Below are 25,385 nucleotides of genomic sequence, written 5' to 3'. Positions count from 1 at the left end.
CTGACCAAACTGAACGGCGGAAGTCTCCCGCAACGACATAATGCAGCCACAGCTCAACGGCAAGGCCTCAACGATGGAGATGATGCCCCCCCAGCAATCAACGGCTTCTGAGGCCAGTGGCATCCTTCCCAGTCAGTCAGCGCGCATTGAGGTGATCGGCGTGGGCGGCGGCGGCAGTAATGCCGTGAACCGCATGATCCAGAGCGATCTGGAGGGTGTGGGTTACAGCGTTCTCAACACTGATGCTCAGGCGCTGCTCCAGTCGGCGTCGACCAATCGAGTGCAGCTGGGTCAGACCCTCACTCGTGGTCTTGGGGCAGGAGGAAATCCCAGCATCGGCCAGAAGGCCGCGGAGGAATCCAGGGCCGACCTTCAGCAGGCTCTGCAGGGCACCGATCTCGTGTTCATTGCCGCAGGTATGGGCGGTGGCACCGGAACTGGTGCTGCTCCTGTGGTGGCTGAGGTGGCGAAGGAAAGCGGTGCACTCACCGTGGGCATCGTCACCAAGCCCTTCAGTTTTGAAGGACGCCGTCGCATGCGTCAGGCCGATGAGGGCATTGCCCGTCTGGCAGAGCATGTTGACACTCTGATTGTGATCCCCAACGACCGCCTGCGCGATGCCATTGGCGGTGCTCCGCTTCAAGAGGCCTTCCGCAGTGCCGATGACGTGCTGCGGATGGGGGTCAAAGGGATCAGTGACATCATCACCTGCCCCGGATTGGTGAATGTTGACTTCGCCGATGTGCGCTCGGTGATGACCGAAGCCGGCACGGCCCTGCTGGGCATTGGTGTGGGCTCCGGTCGCTCCCGGGCCGTTGAGGCGGCGCAGACCGCGATCAACAGCCCCTTGCTAGAAGCTGCACGCATTGATGGAGCCAAGGGTTGTGTGATCAACATCAGCGGCGGGCGCGACATGACCCTGGAGGACATGACCACCGCTTCTGAAGTGATCTACGACGTGGTGGATCCGGAGGCCAACATCATTGTTGGTGCCGTGGTGGATGAGCGCCTCGAGGGTGAAATCCACGTGACGGTGATTGCCACCGGCTTTGAAAATGGTCAGCCCTATCGCACGGACCGCTCCGCCAGCCGGCCGAGTGGATTGCCGTTCGCGGCTCCCGAGACCAATGAGAGCGGTGCTCGGATCCCTGAGTTTCTGCGTCAGCGCCAGATGCGTGCCGATGCCAGCGATAACTGAGCGAGTGTGGCCGCAATCAAAAAAAAGCCCGGTCATCGACCGGGCTTTTTTTTGACGCAACACTTGGCTGTTGACGTCTCAATTGGGTGACCCGGAGTCCACGCCTGCCCAGAGCATCCCGTGTGGCTGCTCCCTTCCGGTCCTGACCAGGTTTGGGCGTCTGGACCGCATGGGTCCGAGTCGGACGCAATGCTAGCAATGGACCCCCGCAGGCCTGGAGAGGCGGATGCGCCCTGCTGAACTGATCCGTTTCAAGCAGTCCGGTCGCGCGATCACGGTGTTGACCGCCTGGGACAGCCTGTCGGCCTCTCTGGTGCAGGAGGCGGGGGCCGACGTGGTGCTGGTGGGTGATTCCCTGGCGATGGTCGTGCTGGGCCATGCCACCACCCTGCCGGTCACCCTCGAGCAGATGCTTTCGCACACCCAGGCGGTTTGTCGGGGATTCCAGGGGGCGCTCCATGCCCAGCCCCTTGTGGTGGCCGATCTGCCGTTCCTCAGCTACCAGTGCGGACCCGAGCGAGCGGTGGCCGCGGCGGGTTTGCTGCTCAAGGACTCAGGTGCCGCGGCCGTCAAGCTGGAAGGGGCCGAGCCGGAGGTGGTGGCTGTGATCGATCGGCTGGTGCGCATGGGAATTCCGGTGATGGGTCATCTCGGCCTCACCCCCCAGGCGGTGCATCGCCTCGGGTACCGCCGCCAGGCCCAGGATCCCCGCAGCCAGGAGAAACTGAAGCGTCAGGCGCTCGACCTTGAGGCGGCTGGATGTTTTGCCCTGGTGTTGGAGCACATCCCCGCGGAGTTGGCGGCCGACCTGCGCGCCCAGTTGACGATTCCGGTGATCGGGATTGGTGCCGGTGCCGGTTGTGACGGCCAGGTGCGCGTGACGGCTGATCTGCTGGGGCTTACTCCCCAGCAACCACCATTTAGCCCTGCCTTGATCCAGGGCCGGCAGCTCTGCGTGGAGGCCCTCAAAGGTTGGGTGAGCCAGCAGCAGGCGCCGCACCTTGCAGCTCCGTCGGCAGTTCCTCCCACCAACACACCAGCTCCACCAGCACCTGGTTGCTGAGCGCCATGCCTTCAGGGTCACTCAGTCTCCAGCGCCCTGACGCATGGATCAGAAGGCCTCGGTTGAGGGCCTCCTGCCAGCGCGCTTCCAGAGTGGGCAGGTGCTGATCGCAGCACGCATCACTCCACCCACAGCTCCGTGCTTGCTGTCGGAGCTGCACCCCTTCACGCCGGCGTAACCCCACCAGCAGCCGGTCATCCAGGGGCAACGCTGCGGCCATGGAGTGCTGCAGTGAGGGGTGCAACCCCCGCTGCTGCTCCTCGAGCCAGCTGGCATAACCCTCCCGGGTGCGGGGCCGGGCCAGTCGCTCTCCCCAGGGGGCACTGGTGGCGCCCATGCCGAAACCCCACCAGCCCGCACCACTCCAATACACGCGGTTGTGGCGGGAGGCGTGCCCGGGCTGGGCGTAATTGGAGATCTCGTAGCGGCAGAAGCCAGCCCTTCCCAGTCGGTCACTGGTGCTGGTCATCAACGCCACCGCCAGGTCATCGTCGGGCAGAGGTAGTTCACCGCGCTGCTGGCGCCAGGCGAACACCGTGCCGGGTTCCACGGCCAGGTCGTAGATCGACAGATGGGGGGCACCGGTGGTCAGCGCCAGTTCCAGCTGAGCGCTCCAGGCCTCCAGGGTTTGTTCAGGCAGGTTGCGGATCAGGTCCAGGCTCCAACTCCGCAGGGCGCCATCGCGTAAGCCGTCCCGGAGCCAACGGCAGCACTTCTGCAGGTCGCCGCGGCGATGGCGACGACCGAGTCCTTCCAACACCCGATCATCGAAGCTTTGGCCCCCCAGGCTGACCCGGTTCACCCCAGCCTTGATCAAGGCCTGCAGATCGCTGAGGTCAAAGCTGGCTGGATCCATTTCCAGGGTGATTTCCGCGCCGGCTTGAAAGCCGAATTGGCGGCGTAGGGCTTCCAGCAGGTCCCGGATCTGGATTGGTGTCAGCAGTGAGGGCGTTCCGCCCCCGATGTAGAGCGTGGCAAGGGGGGGACCCTTGGGGGCAAGGGCGATTTCCTTGTGCAGCTGGCTGAGATAGGTGCGGATTGACCCACTGCCGGTTCCGGATGGGGTGCCGGCGTGATCCCCCAGGGGGACAACGGCGAAATCGCAGTAGAAGCAACGCCGATGGCAGAAGGGAATGTGCACATAGGCGCTGCGCGGTGCGGACATCTGCCCAGGCCATCCGTCGGAGGATGGTGCATGCTGCCTGCAGCTGGAATGAGCTGCCAAAAGCCGAACCATGGTTGAACCGCTCATCCTGATTCTGTTCCTGATCTCCGGTGCCGCCACTGGATGGATGGGAGTTCATCTGCTGCCCCAGGAACTGCTGGATGAAGGCACGGATGTGGAACTCGTGCGCTGGGGGCTCACCGCCGGGGGGGCGGTGGTCGGTGGAGTAGCTGGTCTGGTGTTTCGACGGCTGCGCCAGCAGCTGATGCGTCAGGTGCGCACCATGCCCACCGATCTGTTGGTGAGCCGCGCCGTTGGTCTGATCCTCGGCCTGCTGGTGGCCAATTTGCTGCTGGCCCCGATCCTGTTGCTGCCCCTTGCGGGTGGCTCGGCTTTGGTGAAGCCGCTGGCGGCCGTGGTCAGCAATGTGTTCTTCGGGGTGCTGGGTTACAACCTCGCGGAGGTGCATGGACGCACCCTTCTACGGCTGTTCAACCCCACCTCCACCGAAGCCTTGCTGGTGGCCGATGGCGTGCTCACACCGGCCACCGCCAAGATTCTCGACACCAGCGTGATCATTGATGGGCGCATCCGCGGGATGCTCGCCTGTGGCTTGCTGGAGGGCAAGGTGATCGTCGCCCAGACGGTGATCGATGAGATGCAGCAACTGGCCGACTCCACCAACCTGGAAAAGCGCGGCAAGGGCCGTCGCGGTCTCAAGTTGCTCACTGAGCTGCGGGAACAGTACGACCGGCGATTGGTGATCAACACCACCCGCTACGACGGTGCAGGCACCGACGATCGCCTTCTGCAGCTCACCGAAGACACCGGCGGCACCTTGGTGACCGCTGATTTCAACCTGGCCCAGGTGGCTCAGGTGAAGGATCTCAAGGTGATGAACCTGAGTGAGTTGGTGATCGCCCTACGCCCTGAAGTGCAACCGGGTGATGAGCTCAAGCTCAAGATTGTGCGTGAAGGCAAAGAGGAGAGCCAGGGGGTTGGCTACCTGGAGGACGGCACGATGGTGGTGGTCGATGATGCCCGCCCCCTGATTGGCAGCCGCCATCCAGTGGTGGTCACCGGTGCCCTGCAGACCCCCACCGGCCGCATGGTGTTCGCCCGTCTGGATGACGGAAAGCAGACCAAAGCCGGCAAAAACGGCAAAGCCATCCGCAACAACAAGTCGAAACCGTCCAAACCGAACCAAAAGGATGGGCGCGCAAGCGCAGACCCCCGCTAGGCTCCTGCCACGCCAGGGGATGCGCCTCGGATGACCACCTCAGCTCCTTACTACGGAGACTCCACCGTTCTGCGGACCCCACCGCCGGACCTTCCCTCCTTGATGCTCAAGGAGCGGATCGTTTATCTCGGCCTGCCCCTGTTCTCCGACGATGACACCAAGCGTCAGCTTGGTCTCGACGTCACGGAATTGATCATTGCCCAGCTTCTCTATCTGGAGTTCGACAACCCGGAGAAGCCGATTTACTTCTATATCAATTCCACGGGCACCAGCTGGCACACCGGTGATGCCATTGGCTTTGAAACGGAAGCCTTCGCCATCTGCGACACCATCAGCTACATCAAGCCGCCGGTGCACACCATCTGCATCGGTCAGGCGATGGGCACTGCTGCGGTCATCCTTTCCGCAGGCACCAAAGGGCAGAGGGCTGCATTGCCCCATTCCTCGATCGTGCTGCATCAGCCCCGCAGCGGAGCCCGCGGCCAGGCCACAGACATTCAGATCCGTGCCAAGGAGGTGCTTCAGAACAAGCGCTCCATGCTCGAGATCCTTTCGGCCAATACAGGTCGCACCGTTGAGCAGCTCTCCCAGGATTCCGATCGGATGAGCTATCTCAACCCCCAGCAAGCCGTGGAGTACGGCTTGATTGACCGCGTGCTCAGCAGCCGTAAAGATCTGCCCAGCCAGGCCGTCTGATTCGCTGGCTGAACGCCGCCACCCTCTTTTCGTTCACCGTTTCCTCCTTCTCACCCCACCGAACCCATGCCGATCGGTACTCCCAGCGTTCCCTACCGCCTGCCTGGCAGCCAGATGGAGCGCTGGGTCGACATCTACACCCGTCTGGGCGTTGAGCGGATCCTGTTCCTCGGTTCCGAGGTGAATGATGCCGTGGCCAACAGCCTGGTGGCCCAGATGCTGTATCTCGATTCCGAAGACAGCAGCAAGCCGATCTACCTCTACATCAACTCCCCAGGGGGTTCGGTCACGGCAGGCTTGGCGATCTACGACACCATGCAGTACGTCAAGAGCGACGTGGTGACCATCTGCGTGGGTCTGGCCGCCTCGATGGGAGCCTTTCTGTTGGGCGCCGGCACCAAAGGCAAGCGATTGGCCCTGCCCCACAGCCGGATCATGATTCACCAGCCCCTGGGGGGCACCGCCCAGCGCCAGGCCAGCGACATTGAGATCGAAGCCCGGGAGATCCTGCGCATCAAAGAGATGCTCAACCGCTCCATGGCCGACATGACCGGTCAGAGCTTCGAGAAAATCGAAAAAGACACCGACCGCGACTATTTCCTCAGTGCGGAAGATGCCAAAAACTACGGCTTGATCGATCGCGTGATTGCCCATCCCAACGAAGCCTGATCGGCAACGTTTCGCTGAAACCGGTGGTGAAAGCGGCTAAACAGTCGCAGACACTGTGTTGGTGGTATGGACCTCACCACTTGGTTCGCCCCCTACCTGCTCCCTGACGATCAGGGATTCGATACAGCCGCCTTACTTCGCGATCACGCCTCCGATCTGCTGGGCTCCTCCGTGCTGTCGGGGCTGTCCGCAGAAGAGCTCCAGCTTGTTGATGCCTGTTTGCACGCGGTGATCTGGGGGTATCCGCTCGAGGAGACCTACCGCTTGCGTGTGTTGAACACAGCACTTCAGGCGCCGATCAACACCCTTTTCAAACCCAGTTATGCGGCGAACTGGTTGAACAAAAGTTCGTCACCGGCTCCCGATTCTTCCGTTCTGTATGTCACGGGTTGGCTGGACCTTGCCGAGGAGCAGGTTCTGCACACGCCCAGTAATGCCTCGGATCACTATTACGTCTGGGCGATTCTCGATAGCAACATCAACACCGTTGGTTCGATTGGTCCTCGCACGCAGACGGAACGTGAGCGGGACGATGGCGCCTATTACCTGTTGTGCGGTCCATCCAGTCCCCACTACACCAGTGCGGATTGGACCACCACCATCAAGACCGCGGATGGCGAGACGTCGGTGCGGATCATCAAGGTGGATACGCCCTATGCCTGGATGACGGCGCGTTTTGCGACCAACACCCTGAGCGCGGCTGCGTTGGAGGAAACCAGGCGGTTTATTAACGGAAATCCGGCGCAAGAAGGCAGTGGCTTTCAGCTCGGCAGCCTTCGTGATTTTCAAAAGTCGGGCAGCGTCGACTACACCGCTCCGGTGACGCAAAGCCAGAGCGATCAGCGCATGGAGGATCGCTACGGTTCTGTTCCCACCTTGGCGCGGGTGTTCTTTGAACAGCTCGGCCAGTCTCTTCTCGATAACCCGATCCCATCCCTGCGCACGAGCGCAGTGGATCGCCCCATCCCTGATCGTGCGGTTTGGCTCGGTAACCAGAACAAGGTGCAGCAGGCGGTTGGCGGCACGGATCACATCCCTGAGAGTGACTACCAACCTGGATCGGCACTGACGGATGAACGGCTCACCAGGCTGAATGCGCGTTTTGCTCCGATCGGTCTTGATCTCAGCTCTGGCTTCAGCATGCCCACGGACTGGAGTGCACGGGATGTCCTGGTGTTCCAGAAGGCTTATGCCTTCAGTCAGGCGCTTTTGAGTGAGGCCACCAATGCGATCGCCTCAGGTGATAAGAACACGAATTATTGGCACATCAGCAATCTCAATATTGGCGTCTATCCCAATGCCTGGGAAAACTGGTTGGTGCGCACGGGTGTCGCGATTGATGGCGGGGCTGCCAATATTCCCAATGATGGTGTTTATCCAACCAGTCAGAAGGATCACGAAGGCAATACTCTCCGCTCTACTTACAACTACACCATTACATTGCCGCCACTGACTCGGATTGATGGCGAAACGGTGTATGCGCCTGCCAATGGTTTCTGGTCATACACGATTTATCAACCGGACCCGGGGAATGCCTACCAACCGTTCCTGATTGAGAACGCCATCAGTAATCAGCACTTCACGCGCATTGATGCCTCGGCCACCCTCAGGGGTGATGGTTGGTTGAGTACTCGCAAGCCCGGCAATTGGAACGACGGCACAGCTCTGGGGACAGCACTGGTCACTGGTGCGGATGTGGGGACCAGTGGATTGTCTGCATCCACGACGTATTACGTGTCGGACAGCAAAACCGACCCTCTCGATGACAGGCGCTTGTTGATCAAGCTGTCTGACACTTACACGCCGGACTACAACTGGCTTGGTCGCAGTGGAACCGCAGGGGTGCCTGTCGGCGGCGAGGGGTCTCCAGGGACATCCGTCTCCCTCTCTGGCAGCCGCGGGACCACGGTTCGCTTCGGCTGGATTCAGCCGGTTGCCCAGCTGGGGTCGGCCCAACTCGATGACTTGGAAACCAATGCCGACGGCGAGATTGTGTTGCAACTGCGTGCCAACCAACCCCGCACAGCGCTCAGCAATTGGTTGCCCACTCCCAATGAGGGATACGTGGGTGATGCCTACAACTTCCAGGTGATGGCCCGGTATTACGAGCCGACTTGGGCTGATGAGACCACGGTGTTGGCATCCTCCGGTGATCAGCAATATCTTCCGCCTGCGATCGAACGCACGTCCTTACATCGGATTGCTCTGTGGGAGGACCTTGATCAGGCAGGGATTGCCCTGCTTGAGGAGCGTCTTGGCACCACCAGTGTTGATCCCTTTGCGAAGACGGATCGCTTCGATGCGGATGCAGTCGGTGCGCTCTTGGATCTGCGTTGGGCCGATGGTGCCCTGGAAGGAACGAACTGGACTCTCTCTTACAGCTATCGCCGGGATGCGGCTTACACCAATCAACTGTTTTTCTACGTCGTTGACGATGTGACGGGGACTGTGGGAGCCCTACGCCCTGGAGACTCTGGCTATCTGGGTGCGGCCTTGGCGCAGCGCATCAATGCGAATGATCCGATTGTGAATGCCGTTGATCGTTCCACTCTGAAGGGAAGTCTTCAGCTGGATGGTGGAAGGATCTACATGCCCTTGGTGATGACCGAGGCTGGTCAGACCATTCTTCCCAATGCCCGCAGCAGCTTCAACTACGCCCATTTCTCTGTGGAGGGGATGAAAGCCTTCGCGTTTGAAGATCTTTTCCAGGGCGGAGACCACGATCACGACGATGGCTTGTTTTCAGTCACGGGGCTGACACCCGTGGGCTGAAACCGGCGTCGGTGGAGTGTGAAATCAGTGGTTCACCACCGTTTGCGTAAGCTCGATCGTTACCCCAGCTCAACGATCCAGCCCGGATGGCCCAGCTCTTTTACGATTCCGACGCCGATCTCGGTCTGCTCAACGGCAAGACCGTCGCGATCATTGGTTATGGCTCCCAGGGCCATGCCCATGCGCTGAACCTCAAGGACAGTGGCGTCAACGTGGTGGTGGGCCTGTACGAGGGCAGCCGCTCTGCGGAAAAAGCCAAGGCCGACGGCCTGGAAGTGCTGAGCGTGGCCGATGCATCCGCCAAGGCCGACTGGATCATGGTGCTGCTGCCCGATGAATTCCAGAAGGACGTCTACGAGAAGGAAATCGCTCCCCACCTCAGCGCTGGCAAGGTGCTGAGCTTCGCTCACGGTTTCAACATCCGCTTCGAGCTGATCAAGCCCCCCGCTGATGTGGATGTGGTGATGATCGCCCCCAAGGGCCCTGGTCACACCGTGCGCTGGGAGTACCAGAACGGCCAGGGCGTGCCTGCCCTGTTCGCGATCGAGCAGGACGCCTCCGGCCATGCCCGTGGTCTGGCGATGGCCTATGCCAAGGGCATCGGCGGCACCCGCGCCGGCATCCTGGAAACCAACTTCAAGGAAGAAACCGAAACCGATTTGTTCGGTGAGCAGGCCGTGCTCTGCGGTGGTCTGTCCGAGCTGGTGAAGGCCGGTTTCGAGACCCTGGTGGAAGCCGGTTATCAGCCCGAGCTGGCTTACTTCGAATGCCTGCACGAGGTGAAGCTGATCGTTGACCTGATGGTCAAAGGCGGCCTCAGCTCCATGCGCGATTCCATCTCCAACACCGCTGAATACGGTGATTACGTCAGCGGCCCCCGTCTGATCACCGCCGACACCAAAGCGGAGATGAAGCGCGTTCTGGCCGACATCCAAGACGGCACCTTCGCCAAGAACTTCGTAGCCGAGTGCAACGCCGGCAAGCCCGAGATGCAGAAGATCCGCGATCGTGATGCCGAGCATCAGATCGAGAAGGTGGGCAAGGGCCTGCGGTCCATGTTCAGCTGGCTGAAAGCCTCCTGATCACCCCTTGTTGGTGGGGGTGGGCCGATTAGGTCCTGCCCCACCAACTTCGATGTCAGGTCGGTTGCGAGCACCGACTTGAAGTCTCAGCCATGCTGGGACCGACTCCATTGCATCAGGGCGGTTTGTGGCGAGGCGCTGGTGCTGATGCGTGCTGGCCAATGCGTCCCACCTGGAGACTCTGAATGACTGACCGAAGCCGCTCCTCCCCACCTGTTCTATTGGGGGCCTCCCAGGCCGGGGCGAGCCTGACTCTGGCTTCGACGGCCTGGATGGTGAGTGGCTTGACCGCTTCACCTCTGCTCAACAGTCTCGTGCCTGCTCTGGGGGCCTTGCCCCTGCTGGTGCAGCTCAGGCGTACCCCAAAGGGTTATGGCCTGCAGCTGTTGGCGGTGGTGGTGTTGATCGGTCTCAGTCTTGCTGTTGGCATCGAGAACCTCGATCCAACGCCTCTACTGATGGGCTCTTTTGTGGCCGTTCTCTTGTTTGGTGTTGGGCAGGAGATGTCGTCGCTGCCGCTCCAGCGACGCCTGCTGCATCGAAACAGTTGTTCGATGCTGCGGCTGCGCCGTGGTCAGGATGTGGGCGCCCTGATCGGCAATCTGCTGGCCGCCCTGCTGTTCCCGGCCATTCGTCAGTTCGTGCCTGCTTTGCTGCTGCTGTTGCCCCTTGCCGGTGTGGCGGCGTCCCCCACGATCCAAGGCTCCACCTCGGAGCAACCCTCAGGAGAGCCGCCCTCAGGCGAGCATCACATTCCCTTTGACGCGCGCTGCATGCTGCAGGGTCTGGTGATGGGAGGTTTGTTTGCCCTTCTGGCGCTCTGGGTTCGGCAGGTGGATGGGGGCAAATGCTTCGATTTCGCCATGGTGCTGGCGGCTTATGGACTGGGCCGCATCGGTGTGGGCCTGATCCCGGCTTGGCACCGGTCGCTGGGCTATCTCCTGATGGCCATTCTGCTGGTGATCAGTCAGGCGGGGGTGCCAGCTTGGCTGGCCGTTCTGTTGTTCCTGCCCATTGGCGCTCTGGCGCCCAGTACGGATGCAGCGTTGGTCGCGCAGCTCGAACGTCTTGGTGATGCTCCTTTGCGCTGGCAGGTGATGCTGCGATCCGGCGCCATTGGCGGGGTGGTGGGCAGCATCGGCCTGGGTGTGATCTGTCAACTTCTGACGCTCTCCATCGCCTTGCCCCTGGTGGTCGCTGGATTTCTGCTGTTGGCGATCACGCAGCTGCGAGCGCCTGTGACTCAGTCGTGATCACGGTCAGTGCTGGGGGGCTGGCCGCCATCGCTGTGTTGCTGGCGGCGCTGTGGGATCGCCTGATCGGTGATCCGATGGGTTGGCCCCATCCGGTGGTGGTGATGGGCTGGTGGATCAACCAGCTGCACCAAGGGTTGGCGGGGGTGGCCGGGGAATCACCCTGGCGCCTGCGTTGGACCGGGGGGCTGATCACGCTGTTGTTGGTGCTGGGCAGTGGGTTCAGCGGTTGGTGGCTCGAGCAGTGTGCTCTCGGTCGTTGGATGGCGGGTGAGCCTGCCGTGAGGGTTCTTGGTTTCTTGCTGCTGGTGGTGGGGCTGGCCAGTGCCCTGGCCGGCCGCAGTTTGGAGCAGGCGGTGATGGCGGTTGTGACGCCATTGCAGGCCAATGATCTGCCCAAGGCACGGCAGCGCCTTCAGTGGATCGTGGGCCGGGATACCGCCAGCTTGAATGCGGCGGAGATCCAGCGTGCTGCTGCGGAAACCGCAGCGGAAAACAGTGTGGATGGTCTGTTTGCGCCGCTGTTCTGGATGGTTGTGGGGCTGGTGGTGTGGCAGGTGGAGTCCAGCTGGCCGGGGCCCTTGGCTCTGGCCTGGGGTTTTAAGGCTGCCAGCACCCTCGATTCGATGCTCGGCTATCGCCGCGGGACCTTGCGTTGGCTGGGCACCGCCGGGGCCCGCCTCGATGATCTGTTGGTGTGGGTCCCTTGCCGGCTTGTGATGCTGACGCTGCCACTGGTGAGTCGGCCTTGGTCAGCCTGGTGGGGGCTGGTGAAGGCCGCAGAGCGCGATGGTGCCCCCGATCCTTCACCCAATGCCGGCCGCGCTGAAGCGATCTATGCCCATTGCGCGGGTGTTTGCCTTGGCGGCCGCAATCGCTATGGCGATCGCTGGGTGGAGAAACCGTTGCTGGCCTGTCAGCAACCGGCTGCTGACACTGCTGCAATTCTGCGCATCCTGGCCTGCAGCCGGCGACTGGAGGCCCTCTGGTTGTTGCTGCCGCTTCTGTTGCTGATGGGCTCCTTGGCTGCCTGATCGATGACCGGCCCGAGCCTCAGTAAGCGCCGCGGTCCATGGGCAGGAGCAGCACGCCAAAGGTGCGCAGGATGATCGCGAAATCCAACATGAACGACCGTCCGCGGGCATAGGCCACATCGAGACGCACCCGTTTGGCGTAGCTGAGATTGTTGCGACCGCTCACTTGCCACAGACCCGTTAGTCCTGGGCGAACGGCCAGTACTTCGTCCATGTAGGCGCCATAGCGCTCGATTTCCTTGTCGACGATGGGGCGTGGTCCCACCACACTCATCTCACCGCGGAGGACGTTGAGGAACTGGGGCAATTCATCCAGGCTGGATCGCCGCAGGAATCGGCCGATCGGGGTGATGCGCGGATCGTCTTTCAGTTTGAAATCGCGCTCGAATTCCTCGCGCATCTCCGGTGATTCCGCGAGCACGCTGGCCAGCACCCGGTCTGCATCCGGACGCATGGTCCGGAATTTGATGCAGCCGAAATGGCGGTAGCCCCTGCCGACTCGGCGCTGCACATAGAACACCGGCCCCGGGGAACTCACTTTCACCAGCAGTGCCAGGAGCAGGAAAACCGGGGAGCCCAGGCCAAGCACAGCCAGGGAGAACAACACATCCCCGGTGCGCTTCAGGCTCCGGCCGGTGGTGCTTTGCTGGCGCACCAAGGCCCGAGCCGTCAGCGTGGAGGGTGGTGCAGCCAGAAGGGCGAGATGGCGGCGGCTGGCCTGGCGTCTCAGCGTTGCCCCACTGGCGGGGAACACGAGGCGACGCGGGGCCTTGACCATCCTGTCTCCCATGCGTCTCAATCTACTCAATCGCAACGGCTCAATTCCGGTAGCCCGGCGGGGTCACTCGCGGCAACGGCACAGGATTGCTGATGGGTTTCCCAACTGCGTTGCACCAGTGTCTCAAAGCGCGACACAAAGGCGTCTGGCCTGAAGCGCTCAGCCCAGTGACGCAGCTGCTCGGGTGGCAGCTCCCGCCAGAGCCGCCGTTGTTCAAACCAATCCACAGCTTGCGCCACTGAAGCGGGGGTCTGCTCGGGAAACAGCACGCCGGTGGGCTCAGCGGAGCCCGCGGCCGCACAGCGGACGCTGTCGAGCAGGCCGCCCCGCCCCAGGCCGATCACGGGTGCTCCAGAGGCCATGGCCTCCACGGGAGCGATGCCGAAGTCCTCCAACCCCGCGTAGACAAAGGCCCGGCAACGGGCCAGCAGGGTTTCCACTTGCTCCTGGCTTTGGCGCCCCAGGATTTGCACGGTGGGGCCCGCCAGCTGCTCGAGGCGAGCACGTTCAGGGCCATCACCCACCACTCTCAACGGCAGACGCAGGCGATTGAAGGCTTCCACCACCACATCCACCCGCTTGTAGGGCACCAACCGACAGAGGCAGAGGTAGCTGTCATCCCGTGGCTGATCCCAGCGGAAGCGCTCCACTTGCACCGGCGGATGCAGCACGTGCGCATCTCGCCGCCAATATTGACGAATGCGCCCTGCGGTGAAGCGGGAGTTGGCCACCAGTACATCCACACGGGCCGCACTGAGTTGATCCCATTGGCGCAGGGCATGCAGTTGCCAGCGGATCCAGGGTCCCAGGCCACGCCGTGCCAGGGCTGAACGCCGCAGATAGGCATGCATCTGATCCCAGGCGTAACGCACCGGGGTGTGGACGTAGCTGATGTGCAGTTGCTCGGGTGAGGTCAACACGCCTTTGGCCACCAGATGGTTGCTGCTGATCACCAGCGGATAGTCACCGAGATCGATCTGCTCGATCGCCAGGGGAAGCAGCGGCAGATACTGCTGCACATGACTGATGCCCCACGGCAGCTTCTGGATCGGGCTGGTGAGGATGCGGCGACCGGCCCAGCGGCTGTGGGGGAGGCGGCTTTCGCCATCCACAAGAGCGGCCAGGTCAGGTTTGCGCCCCAGGGTGGTGAGCCACTGGTCGATCGTGTCTACCACCTGCTCGGCGCCGCCGACTGAGCGGGGGGTAAACCACTCATGCACGAGGGCGATGCGCTGCGGCAGGTCAAGGGACCGCTCGACACTCATCCCAGGCTTCGGCATCTACATCAAGAAGTCTCTCAGCTGATTGCAGGTCTAGGGACAAATCCCGATGCTGATTGTCATGGCGAATCAAACCCAACCGATCAACGCGTTGCTGGAGGATTCCCTCAAGGAACCTGAGATCGGCATCACCGATCGTTTTCGTTGGCATGCAACGCCCGTGGGAATTGCGGCTCTGTGGAGTAGTGCCCAATCGCCCTCCACGCCTCCCTTTGAGGATGCCATTAAGGAAGGTTTGCAGGTGGGGTTGGATTTAAGTCGTGAGGAAAAGGAATTTCACCAAGTCACTCAAGGTTTGGTGTTGCTCTTTCATTCCTAAGCGGATAAAGAGTGTCGAGACGCACACGGAAGTGAAGATACCCCTTGGGTTTTGGATCGATCGTGACGATCACATCCTCAGGAACACGAATTCCATACTCCGCCAGGATTTGCACATGGTTGGCAATGAATTCCCGGCCTGACACCCTCAACACAGGGCAGCGATTGATCCGTTCATTGCTTTGCCGCATGGCCAGTAGCGACGTGCTGCCGTCGGTCGCATCGGGCAACTTGGGAATCGAGGCTTGAAACCAGATTTGGTCGCCGGTGATCTCAACGCGGATGGGAATGTCGGAGGGCACGCCAACGATCTCCTCCATGGCTTGGCGTGGATTGTCCAGAAACTGCTGACGGCGCTCAGGGGTGCTGTTCAGCCAGGGCTCGAAGAAATCCTGCAGCTGAAAGGCCATGGCTGGGGCACCGGTTGGAGCCATTCTCCGGTCCTTTCATGGACAAGGCGGGTTGTGGCGAACCATCACGACGCCTGAACTCAAGTCCCAGGCTGTTCGATGGCGGCTTGCGTGTGAACGGAGAGGGTGGGATTCGAACCCACGAGGGTGTTACCCCTACACGATTTCGAGTCGTGCGCATTCAACCGGGCTCTGCCACCTCTCCAAGCGTCAAATGACGCAGCCACACTTTAACTGCCTGCCCCAGGGCCGCCTGTTGCTGACAGGCGCAGCCCGTGGCGTTGCAGGCGCACCCTGCGTTGGCCGGCCTGGAGGGCAAAGTGCCGCCCTTGGGAGGTCAGTGGTTTCAGTTCCAGCCCTGGGGATGTCAATCGCTGTCCCCTCTGCAGCGGATTGAGTCCCCATGGCTCAGCCACCAGGGTGTGGGCTTGATCGGTCCAGCAGCGGTGGGCATCGCTCGCGACGGGGTCCAGAACGGCCACCCAATCAAAACGGCCATGGCCGGAGCCATGGCCAAGTTGCCGGGCCACGCGGCAGCTGAGCGCGTCGCCGGAGCTGCTGATCAAGGCGGCTCGGCCCTGATGGCGTAGCAGGACCCATTGCCGGCCCCATTGCTCCACATGCACGACGGCATCGGCCATCAGCTCCGCTCCATGCAGGCCAAGGGCGAGTAGGGATAGCGGCAACAGGACGACAGGCGCCTTGCGTCCGCGTGTCGTTCGGGTGCAGCAGGAGACCACGGTCAGCACCACCACGAGCACCATCCACCATTGCGGTCGTCCGGTCAGCACCTGGGCCCAGGGCCAGTGACTGATGGCGGTGACCACCCGAAGCAAGAGGAAGGCCAGGGCCTGCATCGGCAGGGTGATCAGCGGTGCGATCAGAGATACCAATCCTCCAGGCAGGAGAAGCACCACGAGCGCGAGCCCCATCGACAACAAGGTGAGCGCCATCAGCAGGGGGGACGCCAACAGGTTGGCCACCAGGGCGTAGAGGGGCATGGCCCCGAAGTGCAGCCATTGCAGGGGCAGGGTCCACGCCATAGCGGCGAGTGGCACGGCCAAGGCCCCCGCCAGACCTTGCGCCTTCGAGGGCAAGTGAGGCTTCAGGCGGGCTTCAAGCCCTGGAGCGGTCAGCACCAGGCCAGCGGTGGCGGCTGCGCTGAATTGAAAGCCAATGCTCCTGGCCCAGGCGGGGTGAAGCCACAGCATCAGCACCAGGGTGGCCAGCAGCACACCGAGGGGCCGGCTTTTCCCTCCGCTTTGCTGGATCAGCAGGCCCGCCAGTCCCATCAGCACTGCGCGCACCACGGAGGCCTGGGCGCCGGCGAGGGCCAGGAACACCAGCATCGCGCCGATGCCAGCAAACAGTCGTCCCCACCTTGGCCAGGAGCGCGTCACCACCAACACGCTGCCGAGTAAGACCGAAAGGTGAAATCCAGACGCGGCCAGGGCATGGGACAACCCGGCGACGCGAAAGGCTTGACGCAGCTCCTCTGGTAACTCCACCTGGGCTCCCCCCAGCACCAGGGCGGCGAGCACTGGGCCCTGCTCTGCACCCAGCACGGCCCTGAATTGCTCTTCGATTCGGCGTCTGGCATCGGCCAGAGGGCTCCAGCGTTGGCCGACCACCTTCAGCTCCGCTGTCTTGAACTGGCTCCAGCTGTTGTGCCTGGCCAGGCGTTGGGCGGGCGATGGCAACAGCGGATGGTGGCTCAAGCTGGGCTTACGCAGCTGTCCTCGGGTCTCCACCAAGGCCCCTGCGCGAAGGGCCTGGCTGCAGGGATTCAGCAGCACTTCCGTGAGGCCGTCAACGCGTTGGCCATCCAGGCGCCGTACCAGCACCAACCCTCTGCACTGCCCGTCTTTTGGGCTGGAATCCTGCTGCCAGCGGCCCTCCAGCTGCTGGAGTTCCCCTGCCTGCGCTAGGTGATGCACGGGATCCAGGGGGCCTGGACCGATGTGGGCTGCATGGCTTCCGCGTAAGGCGCATAACAGCAACATCAGGCTCAGCAGCAGGGCCTGCTGGCTTCTCCAGCGCCGCTGCTGAACCAGAAGCGTGGTGCCACTCCCCAGGCTGATCACCAGCAATCCCCACTGGAGCCCCCCTTTAGCGATGGCCGCGCCGCAGAGGCTGAGCAGCATCAGCGTTGCGACGGCCACGGCGGCGGGCATGGATGCTCAAGCTCACTGCTCAGAGCATTCCCCTCGTTGGGCAGGATTCCGCGGGAGTGCAGCGGTGGGTCAGCCGGCAGTGACGGGTTGCTGTTTCAGCAGTGGGAAGCCCAGAGCTTCCCGCTCTGCCAGCCAGGTTTCGGCCACCTTTCGGGCCAGATTGCGGATGCGGGCGATGGTGGCCGTCCGCTCAGTCACAGAGATCACCCCGCGGGCTTCCAGCAGGTTGAAGGTGTGGGAGCACTTGAGCACGAAGTCAAGGGCCGGGGCCGGTAGCTGTCTCTCGATCAGATCAGCAGCCTCGGCTTCATAGATGGCAAACAACTGCTTGAGCCGTTCTGGATTGGAGGCTTCGAAGTTGTAGTGGCACTGACCCTTTTCAAAGGGCAGCCAGATGTCGCCGTATTTGCGTTCCGCATTCCAGCTCAGATCCCAGATGCTCTCCACGTCTTGGAGATACATGGCCAGGCGCTCGAGGCCGTAGGTGATTTCGATCGAGACGGGCCGGCAATCAATGCCGCCGCACTGCTGGAAGTAGGTGAATTGGGTCACCTCCATGCCGTCGAGCCAAACCTCCCAACCAACGCCCCAGGCGCCGAGAGTGGGGGATTCCCAGTTGTCTTCCACAAAGCGGATGTCGTGGTCAGACGCTTTGATGCCCAGTGCTTCCAGCGAGGCGAGATAGGTCTCCTGGATCCCATCCGGGGAGGGTTTGATCAGCACCTGGTATTGGAAATAGTGCTGAGCCCGGTTGGGGTTGTCGCCATAGCGCCCATCGGTGGGCCGGCGACAGGGCTCGGGATAGGCCACAGCCCAAGGCTCCGGACCAATCGCCCGCAACACGGTGTGAGGGCTCATCGTGCCTGCGCCCTTTTCGGTGTCGTAGGGCTGCAGCAGCAGGCACCCCTGGTCCGCCCAGAAGCGGTTGAGGGTGCTGATGATGTCCTGGAAATGCATCCGCTGGGGATTGGTTGGCAACCATTCTCCCGTCAGGGGTGACTCAGTCGCTTTGGGCCAGGCAGCGGTGCAGGTGGGCGATGGCGTGATGGCGGTGGGGATTGCTGCGGCTTGGGCTCATCATTCCCAGCCAGAAGCTGCCATCTCCTTGAAAGACCAGAACGGGTTTTGAGGCTGCTTTTCCGTGGGATTCCAGCAGTGACATGCAGAGTTTTTCCGCGACTTCCATGCCCTTGGGTCTGGCGCGTAGTCGTCGCAGCACGGGGTCCACCTGGGAGAAGGACACGAAGGTGGCGCGCTGGGAATCGGTGACCAGGATCATTCCGTCCAGCCACTGCACCTCAAGGAGCAGGTCCTCGATGGAGGCCAGCAGAGAAGGGAGAGGGAAGGCCATGGCGCGAACCCGCGTCTTAAGGATTTCTTTCTAATCTCCCAAGCACCCTTGTCGCAAGCGACACAGTGTGAGACGTGGTCAGGTGTTGAGCAGCAGCATCCCCATCTGTCCGGCCATCACCGCGCGATGTTTGGCTGAGCGAAAGCCGGCCTTTCGGGCCATGGATTCCTGTTCTGCGCCAGTCGCAAACCGCTTCAGGCTGGCTTCGAGATAGGCGTATTGCGGTTCCAGTCCTGCGAACGCTGCAGCCGGCACCACAACACGGCGCAGGTACTGGCGCTGGAATGCAGCTGACCAGCTCGCGTCTGGCAGGCGATTGAAATCCAGAACTCCGGCCCGGCCTCCCGGTTTCAGCACCCGGCGCATTTCCTGGATACCTGCGGCTGGGTCGGCCAGATTGCGCAGGCCATAGGCCATCACGACCCCATCAAAGTGGGCTGAAGGCAGCTGGGATGCGGTGGCATCGCCCTGCACCCACTCCACGTCAAGCCAGGGCTCCTGCTGCCGGCGCTCTTCGGCGAGTTGCAGAGGGGCTGCGGCGGCGTCCAGGCCAGTCACATGCCCTGATGGACGTACGGTGCGTGCCAGGGCCAGGGCCAGGTCGCCGGTGCCGCAACACAGATCCAGCCAGCGTTCTCCCCGTTGGGGTTGAAGCCAGGCCAGCAATTGGCGCTTCCACTGACGGTGAAGGCCAAGGCTGAGCAGATCGTTCAGGCGGTCGTAGCGGGGAGCGACATCGTTGAACAATTGTTCAACGGCAGCAGGATCGCCGGGTTGCACAGCCATCAGATCAAATCAGCCATCAGATCAAAACAGCTTTTGGTTGGATGCAGCCTTGGATTCAGGCGGTCATCCCGCCCAGAGTCATCACCATCACCAGGGTGAGGCCCACTGCGGCAGAGCAAACCAGACAACCAGCGAGCATCAGTGAAAACTCTTGCTCCTCGATCGCCGATTGCATCAGCGAAAGAGCCCAGGCCACCAGGCCGATCACGACCGCTGAAATGCTGAGGCCGAGCGGTAGCACCCAGGATTGATCAATCAGCGGTAGGCCGGCCATTAGAAGGCGACAGACTGTTCAAAGAACTACAAAAACTTTAGTGACGGTGGTCAGGCCCCTGGGGGGCGAATCGGCATTTGCCGATTGAGCAGATCACCTTTGATCTGTTGCACCGTCAGCACCCCGTCGTGCAGCAGGGACGCCAGCAGCGCCGCTGAGGCCTGGCCTCCTTGGGGCCCCTGATCCAGGGCCGCGGCGATGTGATCCAGGCATCCCGCGCCGCCCGAAGCGATCACCGGCACTGGAACCGCCTGGGCGACCGCCCGGGTTAGCTCCAGGTCGTAGCCGGCTTGGGTGCCGTCGCCATCCATGGAGGTGAGCAGGATTTCACCGGCTCCCAGCTCCGCTACCCGGCTGGCCCAGGTGACCACATCCAGACCGGTGTTCTCCCGGCCACCTTTGACAAACACGTCCCAGCCGGGGTCTCCCGCTGTCCGTCGCCGGGCGTCGATGGCAACCACGATGCATTGGCAGCCAAAGCGCTCCGCTCCCCGTGCCACCAGCTCCGGATCTCGTACTGCTGAAGAGTTCAGGCTCACCTTGTCGGCTCCAGCGCGAAGCAGCTCGGTGATGCCTTCCACGGAGGAGATGCCTCCCCCCACGGTGAAGGGAATGGTCACCTCCTCGGCGGTGCGCCGCACCATGTCGACCAGGGTGGCCCGTCCTTGATGACTGGCTGCGATGTCGAGAAAGACCAGTTCATCTGCGCCCGCCTGGCTGTATCGGCAGGCCAACTCCACCGGGTCTCCGGCATCGCGCAGGCCAACAAAATTCACACCCTTCACCACACGGCCATCGGCCACGTCGAGGCAGGGGATCAGGCGAAGGGCGACCATGACGAACGAAGGAGATCTCGGGGCGCGGCTGTTAGGGTGACGCCCACTTTCCAAGCCTTGCAGGCCATGTCTCAGGCGACGATCAACATCGGCTCCAAGGTGCGGGTGACGCGTGTTCGCGACCGTATTCCCAATGCTCTGGTGGAGCTCCTGAAAAAGGATGCAACCGGCACGGTGGAAGAGTTCCGCACCGTTGATGGCAAGGGAATCGGCGTGGTGGTGAAGCTGAGCGACGGCTCCACCAGTTGGTTCTTCGAAGACGAAATCGCCGCTGCCTGAGGCTCCAGCCTGTGAGTGACGCTCGTCAACTGCTTGGCATGAAAGGTGCCAGTGGCACCTCCAACATCTGGAAGCTGCGTCTGCAGCTAATGAAACCCGTCACCTGGATTCCATTGATCTGGGGTGTGGTCTGTGGTGCTGCTGCCAGTGGCCACTACGAGTGGCGCCTCGATCATTTCGCGGCAGCCGTCGCCTGCATGGTGATGAGTGGGCCGTTGCTTGCCGGCTTCACGCAGACGATCAACGATTACTACGACCGCGAGATTGACGCGATCAATGAGCCTTACCGGCCGATCCCCAGCGGAGCGATTCCTCTGCTCCAGGTGAAGCTTCAGATCTGGATTCTGTTGCTCGCTGGTCTGGGCGTTGCCTACGGCCTTGATGTTTGGGCAGGTCACACCACGCCTGTGGTGTTTCTGCTGGCTTTGGGTGGCTCTTTTGTCAGTTACATCTATTCAGCCCCTCCGCTGAAGCTCAAGCAAAACGGTTGGTTGGGGAACTACGCCTTGGGGGCCAGCTACATCGCCCTGCCTTGGTGGGCCGGTCAGGCCCTGTTTGGCCAACTCACCTGGGCAACTGCCATCTTGACGCTGGCCTACAGCCTTGCGGGCCTCGGCATTGCAGTGGTCAACGACTTCAAGAGCGTGGAGGGCGATAAGGCCTTGGGTCTCCAGTCACTCCCAGTGGTGTTTGGCATCAAGCGGGCCAGCTGGATCAGCGCCGGAATGATTGATGTCTTCCAATTGCTGATGGTTGCCGTTTTGATCGCAATCGGACAGCATTTTGCTGCGGTTCTGCTTGTGCTTCTCGTGGTGCCTCAGATCACCTTTCAGGACATCTGGCTGCTGCGCGACCCTGTGGAATTTGATGTCAAGTATCAGGCCAGTGCCCAGCCCTTCCTGGTCTTGGGGATGCTGGTCACCGCCCTGGCCGTCGGCCATAGCCCTCTCACCCAACTGATGTGAAGCGCACCCGCCGTCATTGGGTTCTTCTTGCCGGCTCGGCTGCCGCCATCGGTTGTGGAGTTGCTCTTGGCCAGACAGCGCTGACTGAAGCGATCGATTCAACCCTGCCGGATGCCCGGGGCATCGCCAGCTTCAACCGTCCGGGCACGATCACGTTGCTGTCCAGTGACGGACAGGTGATCCAAAAGCTCGGGCCTGCCACCCGCGAAAAGCTGAACCCCGGTGAGATGCCGGAGCTGGTCAAGCAAGCTTTTGTCGCCGCTGAAGATCGTCGTTTTTACGAGCACGACGGTGTTGACCTATGGGGCATCAGCCGTGCGCTGTTTACCAACATCAAGCAGCGCTCGGTGCGGGAAGGCGCCAGCACGATCACCCAGCAGCTGGCCCGCACGGTCTTCCTGAGTCAAGACCGCACCATCACCCGCAAACTGCGGGAAGCGGCACTGGCTTACAAGCTGGAGCGTCAGCTCAGCAAGGAGCAGATCCTTGAGCAGTACCTCAACTACGTGTATCTGGGGTCAGGGGCTTACGGCGTGGCCGATGCGGCCTGGGTCTATTTCTCCAAAACACCTGATCAGCTCACCCTTCCGGAGGCGGCTCTGATTGCAGGCTTGCCGCCTGCTCCTTCGGTCTATTCCCCTCTGGTGGATGAAGAGGTGGCGACGGAGCGTCGCTCAATCGTGCTGGAGCGAATGCAACAGGCCGGTTTCATCACAGCGAGCGAAGCCGAGCAGGCCCGCACCAGCCCGCTCAATCTCAAGCCGGCGACCCCGAAATACTTCAACAGCGCCGCTCCCTACTTCACCAGCTGGGTGGCACAACAGCTGCCCCAAATGCTCACCCCCGAGCAACTGGAGGTGGGCGGACTGAAGATCCGCACCAGCCTCAATCTCAACTGGCAGAAGCGTGCTCAGCAGGTGGTGCGCGAGTTTGCCCCTGGCAATGCCGAAGGCGCAATCGTTTCGATCGAACCCGGCACCGGTTTGGTCCGCACCATGGTGGGTGGCAAAAACTTCCGCTCCAGTCAGTTCAACCGCACCACCCAGGCCCTTCGCTCGCCGGGTTCCACCTTCAAGCTGTTCCCCTACGCCGCAGCCGTCAGTGCTGGCGTCAAGCCGGAAGACATCTTCATTGACTCCCCGAAATGCTGGCGCGGCTACTGCCCGAAAAATTTCGGCAATAAATACTTCGGCCGTATCTCTCTTGCCGATGCGCTGCAGAACTCTCTGAACACTGTGGCGGTGCAGTTGCAGGACAAGGTGGGATTCGACGCCATCATCACAACAGCCAACAACCTGGGCATTGGCACGACCCGACCTCTGGGCAAGTACTACCCCATGGCCATTGGCGCCTATGAGCAGACCATCCTCGACATGACAGCGGCCTATGCGGCCGTGACCAACCGCGGTGTGTACGTGAAGCCCACCGCCTTTGAAGAGATCCGTGGCCCTGGTGGTGACCTGCTCTGGAGTCGCCGCAGTGATGGTCCTAAAGGCAAGCGTGCCCTGGACAGCGATGTGGCCGACACGATGAACTGGATGCTCCAGCGGGTGGTCACCGGCGGCACCGGTGCCGCCGCCAAGCTCAATGACCGTCCGGTGGCCGGTAAAACCGGCACTTCAGAGGGAGCCCGTGATCTCTGGTTCATCGGTTCGATTCCCCAGCTGACCACGGCTGTTTGGTTCGGTTACGACAACAACCGCGACACCGGCAGCAGCAGCGGTCAGGCCGCCTGGGCTTGGAACAAATACATGACCACGATCAAGGGCAATTTCCCGGTGCAGAAATTCCCTCCCAAGCCCGTGCTGACAAGGGTGTTCAGGGATCCCCGCGGCGGTAATCGTTCTGTTCCCTACCGGGGCAATGATCCAGCGAAGAAGCCCGATGATCCCAATCAGCCCGACACCAGTTGGGACACCAGCACACCGGCCCAACCCGAGCCCCCCAAGCGCAACGTGGTGCCTCCGGGCGGTCCGCCGGTGGATGAGTTCTTCAGGCCTCTGCCGGTCAACTAGTCGGCGTCTTGATCACGGCGGCATAAAAGCCGTCTCCGCCCTCTGGGTCGGGCCAGCGCTGCTCTTGATGCTGAAGGCTGAGCTGGGGGTGGGCCTGGAGGAAGGCTTCAATCCGTTCTGTGTTTTCAGCCGGATGAATGGTGCAGGTGGCGTAGACGAGCGAGCCGCCGGGGCTGAGCAGCGGCAGCATTCCTTCCAGCAGCCGGGCCTGCAGTGGCACCAGTTCAGCCACACTTTTGGCACTCACCCGCCAGCGGGCATCGGCGTGGCGGGCGAGGGTGCCAAGACCTGAGCAGGGTGCATCGAGCAGGATGCGCTGAAACGAACCCTTCCACTCCGGTTTCAGGGTGAGCAGGTCGGCGGCATCAGCGGCCATCGCCTGCAGGCAGTTGGTGCCGAGACGGGCGGCATTGGCGGCCACGCGCTGCAGGCGGCCGGCGGATCGATCGATCGCCCACACCTCCCCTTGATCACCCATCAGCTCCGCCAGGTGGGTGGCCTTGCCCCCTGGGGCGGCACACGCATCCAACACGCGGTCTCCTGGCTGAGGGGCCAGCAGGGGGGCCACCCACTGGGCGGCCCGGTCTTGCACGCACCAGTGACCATCGTCGTAGCCGGGCCACTGGCGTAGATCTCCGCCATGGCTCAGCACCTGCAGGCCATCGGGGCACTCCGGGATCGCCACCACCGTGAGGCCTGCGTCTTCCAGGGCGGCCTTCACTGCTTCTGGCGTGCTGCGCAACCGGTTGACCCGCAGGTCGAGGCTGGGCACTTGATTGCAGGCTTGGGCGACCCGTTCGGCCTGTTCAGGTCCGCACCATTGCTGCAGCTGTTGGCAGAACCAGTCGGGGAGCGACTGTTGCAGTGCCAGCCGCAGTGCCGGGTCATCGGGAAGGGTGAGCTGCTCGCCCGCTTCCTGGGCACGCAATGCTCCGCGCAGCAGGCCGTTGACTACCGGTGCCAGGCGGTTGAGCCCATGGCGTTTCGCTAGCTCCACGCTGGTGTTCACCGCTGCTGCTGCCGGGATGCGCTCCATGCACAGCAGCTGATACAGCCCCACGTGCAGCAACCAGCGCAGCCTGGGCGGCTGCTTGCGGGCGGGCACCTTGCCGAGGCGATCGAGCCAGCCATCCAGCCAGCGCCGTTGGCGGATCGCGCCATAGGCGAGTTCAGTCACCAGGCCCCTGTCAGGGCCGGAAAGCTGCTGGCCGCGCAGTGCCCGTTCCAGGGCAACGTCGGCATAGGCCCCAGCTGCAACGGCTTCCAGTACCTCCCAGGCCAATCGGCGTGGCAGCACGCCAACGGCCGCAGCGGGGCTCTGGGAGGGGCGATCACGCACGATGCGCTGGCGGGTCTTTCTCATCCTGCGTTGCGGCAGGGCCGGGAGCGGGCTGCGGCGTCCAGAGGAATTGCTTCAGGGGCAGCCGGCCTTCGGCATCCACTGGAATTCCCTCCGCCAGCAACAGCTCCCGCTGAATCCAATCGGTGCCTTCGCGGCTGGGGCTCATGGCGATGCAACCGCGGGCATTTACGACCCGGTGCCAGGGCAGGGGGGAGTGCAGTGCCAGGCGCCGTAGAGCCCAGCCCACCTGGCGGGCACAGCCGTAGGCCCCGATCCAGTCGGCCACCTGGCCATAGGTCGCCAATCGCCCCTTGGGAATTTGGGCCACCACCGCCTGCACCCTTTGGTCGAAGCCAGGAACGGCGTGGTGGGATGCTGGTGTGCTCGGACCTAAAGACAAAACAC

General features: G+C 62.3%; 24 protein-coding genes, 1 tRNA gene, 1 other RNA gene and 1 pseudogene. 13 read left to right on the top strand and 14 right to left on the bottom strand.

Going from position 1 to position 25,385, the window contains the following annotated elements; all coding sequences use genetic code 11:
- Window positions 1–40 precede the first annotated feature (40 nt).
- Window positions 41–1,198, top strand: a complete 1,158-nt coding sequence (gene ftsZ, locus RS9916_RS06450) for a cell division protein FtsZ (RefSeq protein ID WP_007098501.1) — start codon at window positions 41–43, stop codon at window positions 1,196–1,198.
- Window positions 1,199–1,283: 85 nt separating this feature from the next.
- On the opposite strand, the gene ffs is transcribed toward ftsZ, so the two are convergent.
- Window positions 1,284–1,380: signal recognition particle sRNA small type (gene ffs, locus RS9916_RS13820), an RNA gene on the bottom strand.
- Between the two features lie 44 nt (window positions 1,381–1,424).
- On the opposite strand from ffs, the gene panB reads away from it, so the two are divergent.
- Window positions 1,425–2,261: a 3-methyl-2-oxobutanoate hydroxymethyltransferase gene (gene panB, locus RS9916_RS13815; RefSeq protein WP_007098498.1), complete on the top strand. Its 837-nt coding sequence runs from the start codon at window positions 1,425–1,427 to the stop codon at window positions 2,259–2,261.
- Here panB and hemW read toward each other — a convergent pair.
- Window positions 2,164–3,426 carry a radical SAM family heme chaperone HemW gene (hemW, locus tag RS9916_RS06435; RefSeq protein ID WP_038023398.1) on the bottom strand — a complete coding sequence of 421 codons (1,263 nt, stop codon included), beginning with the start codon at window positions 3,424–3,426 and terminating at the stop codon, window positions 2,164–2,166. The genes panB and hemW overlap by 98 nt on opposite strands.
- Before the next feature lie 70 nt (window positions 3,427–3,496).
- On the opposite strand from hemW, the gene RS9916_RS06430 reads away from it, so the two are divergent.
- The 7 genes and pseudogenes from RS9916_RS06430 (at window position 3,497) to cbiB (ending at window position 12,172) form a co-directional block, all read left to right on the top strand.
- Window positions 3,497–4,666, top strand: coding sequence for a PIN/TRAM domain-containing protein (locus tag RS9916_RS06430; RefSeq protein ID WP_007098496.1), 1,170 nt, complete (start codon window positions 3,497–3,499; stop codon window positions 4,664–4,666).
- Between the two features lie 30 nt (window positions 4,667–4,696).
- Window positions 4,697–5,362, top strand: a complete 666-nt coding sequence (locus RS9916_RS06425; protein WP_007098495.1) for an ATP-dependent Clp protease proteolytic subunit — start codon at window positions 4,697–4,699, stop codon at window positions 5,360–5,362.
- Window positions 5,363–5,428: 66 nt separating this feature from the next.
- Window positions 5,429–6,031, top strand: a complete 603-nt coding sequence (locus RS9916_RS06420) for an ATP-dependent Clp protease proteolytic subunit (RefSeq protein ID WP_007098494.1) — start codon at window positions 5,429–5,431, stop codon at window positions 6,029–6,031.
- 66 nt (window positions 6,032–6,097) lie between these two features.
- A complete protein-coding gene (locus RS9916_RS06415; protein WP_007098493.1) occupies window positions 6,098–8,803 on the top strand; it encodes a DUF1214 domain-containing protein in 2,706 nt (901 codons plus the stop codon).
- An 83-nt stretch (window positions 8,804–8,886) separates the two neighbouring features.
- A pseudogene (gene ilvC, locus RS9916_RS06410) lies at window positions 8,887–9,885 on the top strand (ketol-acid reductoisomerase); the annotation flags it as partial.
- 275 nt (window positions 9,886–10,160) lie between these two features.
- Window positions 10,161–11,138 carry a hypothetical protein gene (locus RS9916_RS06405; RefSeq protein ID WP_232199621.1) on the top strand — a complete coding sequence of 326 codons (978 nt, stop codon included), beginning with the start codon at window positions 10,161–10,163 and terminating at the stop codon, window positions 11,136–11,138.
- Window positions 11,135–12,172: an adenosylcobinamide-phosphate synthase CbiB gene (cbiB, locus tag RS9916_RS06400; protein ID WP_007098489.1), complete on the top strand. Its 1,038-nt coding sequence runs from the start codon at window positions 11,135–11,137 to the stop codon at window positions 12,170–12,172. Before RS9916_RS06405 ends, cbiB begins: the two co-directional genes overlap by 4 nt.
- A gap of 19 nt (window positions 12,173–12,191) precedes the next feature.
- On the opposite strand, the gene RS9916_RS06395 is transcribed toward cbiB, so the two are convergent.
- Together RS9916_RS06395 and RS9916_RS06390 are read right to left on the bottom strand one after the other, a co-directional pair.
- Complete coding sequence (locus RS9916_RS06395) at window positions 12,192–12,950, bottom strand: sugar transferase (protein WP_007098488.1); 759 nt, start codon at window positions 12,948–12,950, stop codon at window positions 12,192–12,194.
- Between the two features lie 26 nt (window positions 12,951–12,976).
- A complete protein-coding gene (locus RS9916_RS06390; RefSeq protein WP_232199539.1) occupies window positions 12,977–14,230 on the bottom strand; it encodes a glycosyltransferase in 1,254 nt (417 codons plus the stop codon).
- A 49-nt stretch (window positions 14,231–14,279) separates the two neighbouring features.
- Here RS9916_RS06390 and RS9916_RS06385 point away from each other — a divergent pair, with 49 nt between their 5' ends.
- A complete protein-coding gene (locus tag RS9916_RS06385; protein ID WP_007098486.1) occupies window positions 14,280–14,549 on the top strand; it encodes a hypothetical protein in 270 nt (89 codons plus the stop codon).
- On the opposite strand, the gene RS9916_RS06380 is transcribed toward RS9916_RS06385, so the two are convergent.
- The 8 genes from RS9916_RS06380 to hisF all read right to left on the bottom strand — a co-directional run bounded on the left by RS9916_RS06380 (window position 14,515) and on the right by hisF (window position 20,379).
- Window positions 14,515–14,958 (bottom strand): hypothetical protein, encoded by a 444-nt coding sequence (locus tag RS9916_RS06380; RefSeq protein ID WP_156777492.1) that lies wholly within the window; start codon window positions 14,956–14,958, stop codon window positions 14,515–14,517. The genes RS9916_RS06385 and RS9916_RS06380 overlap by 35 nt on opposite strands.
- A gap of 118 nt (window positions 14,959–15,076) precedes the next feature.
- Window positions 15,077–15,163 (bottom strand) — tRNA-Ser (locus tag RS9916_RS06375).
- Between the two features lie 25 nt (window positions 15,164–15,188).
- A complete protein-coding gene (locus tag RS9916_RS06370) occupies window positions 15,189–17,132 on the bottom strand; it encodes a ComEC/Rec2 family competence protein (RefSeq protein ID WP_007098484.1) in 1,944 nt (647 codons plus the stop codon).
- A gap of 69 nt (window positions 17,133–17,201) precedes the next feature.
- Window positions 17,202–18,089: a glycine--tRNA ligase subunit alpha gene (gene glyQ, locus RS9916_RS06365; protein WP_007098483.1), complete on the bottom strand. Its 888-nt coding sequence runs from the start codon at window positions 18,087–18,089 to the stop codon at window positions 17,202–17,204.
- 43 nt (window positions 18,090–18,132) lie between these two features.
- Window positions 18,133–18,483, bottom strand: coding sequence for a hypothetical protein (locus tag RS9916_RS06360; RefSeq protein WP_007098482.1), 351 nt, complete (start codon window positions 18,481–18,483; stop codon window positions 18,133–18,135).
- 78 nt (window positions 18,484–18,561) lie between these two features.
- A complete protein-coding gene (ubiE, locus tag RS9916_RS06355) occupies window positions 18,562–19,263 on the bottom strand; it encodes a bifunctional demethylmenaquinone methyltransferase/2-methoxy-6-polyprenyl-1,4-benzoquinol methylase UbiE (protein WP_038024285.1) in 702 nt (233 codons plus the stop codon).
- Between the two features lie 61 nt (window positions 19,264–19,324).
- Window positions 19,325–19,543, bottom strand: a complete 219-nt coding sequence (locus RS9916_RS06350; RefSeq protein ID WP_007098480.1) for a hypothetical protein — start codon at window positions 19,541–19,543, stop codon at window positions 19,325–19,327.
- Window positions 19,544–19,593: 50 nt separating this feature from the next.
- Window positions 19,594–20,379 carry an imidazole glycerol phosphate synthase subunit HisF gene (hisF, locus tag RS9916_RS06345; protein ID WP_007098479.1) on the bottom strand — a complete coding sequence of 262 codons (786 nt, stop codon included), beginning with the start codon at window positions 20,377–20,379 and terminating at the stop codon, window positions 19,594–19,596.
- A 66-nt stretch (window positions 20,380–20,445) separates the two neighbouring features.
- Here hisF and RS9916_RS06340 point away from each other — a divergent pair, with 66 nt between their 5' ends.
- From RS9916_RS06340 to RS9916_RS06330, 3 genes are read left to right on the top strand one after another with little or no spacing between them, the layout of a single operon-like run.
- Window positions 20,446–20,658 (top strand): DUF2862 domain-containing protein, encoded by a 213-nt coding sequence (locus RS9916_RS06340; protein WP_038024283.1) that lies wholly within the window; start codon window positions 20,446–20,448, stop codon window positions 20,656–20,658.
- A gap of 11 nt (window positions 20,659–20,669) precedes the next feature.
- A complete protein-coding gene (gene chlG, locus RS9916_RS06335; protein WP_007098477.1) occupies window positions 20,670–21,623 on the top strand; it encodes a chlorophyll synthase ChlG in 954 nt (317 codons plus the stop codon).
- A complete protein-coding gene (locus tag RS9916_RS06330; RefSeq protein ID WP_007098476.1) occupies window positions 21,620–23,638 on the top strand; it encodes a transglycosylase domain-containing protein in 2,019 nt (672 codons plus the stop codon). Before chlG ends, RS9916_RS06330 begins: the two co-directional genes overlap by 4 nt.
- On the opposite strand, the gene RS9916_RS06325 is transcribed toward RS9916_RS06330, so the two are convergent.
- Complete coding sequence (locus RS9916_RS06325; RefSeq protein ID WP_007098475.1) at window positions 23,631–25,001, bottom strand: 16S rRNA (cytosine(967)-C(5))-methyltransferase; 1,371 nt, start codon at window positions 24,999–25,001, stop codon at window positions 23,631–23,633. The two genes, RS9916_RS06330 and RS9916_RS06325, sit on opposite strands and share 8 nt — an antisense overlap.
- A complete protein-coding gene (locus RS9916_RS06320; protein ID WP_050752255.1) occupies window positions 24,970–25,380 on the bottom strand; it encodes an MGMT family protein in 411 nt (136 codons plus the stop codon). The genes RS9916_RS06325 and RS9916_RS06320 overlap by 32 nt, the downstream gene beginning before the upstream one ends.
- Between the last annotated feature and the right edge of the window lie 5 nt (window positions 25,381–25,385).

The organism is Synechococcus sp. RS9916 (genome assembly GCF_000153825.1).
Classification (GTDB): Bacteria; Cyanobacteriota; Cyanobacteriia; order PCC-6307; family Cyanobiaceae; genus Synechococcus_C.
The sequence above is the reverse complement of the archived record's forward strand: the minus strand, read 5'-3'. Positions and strand labels throughout refer to the sequence as shown.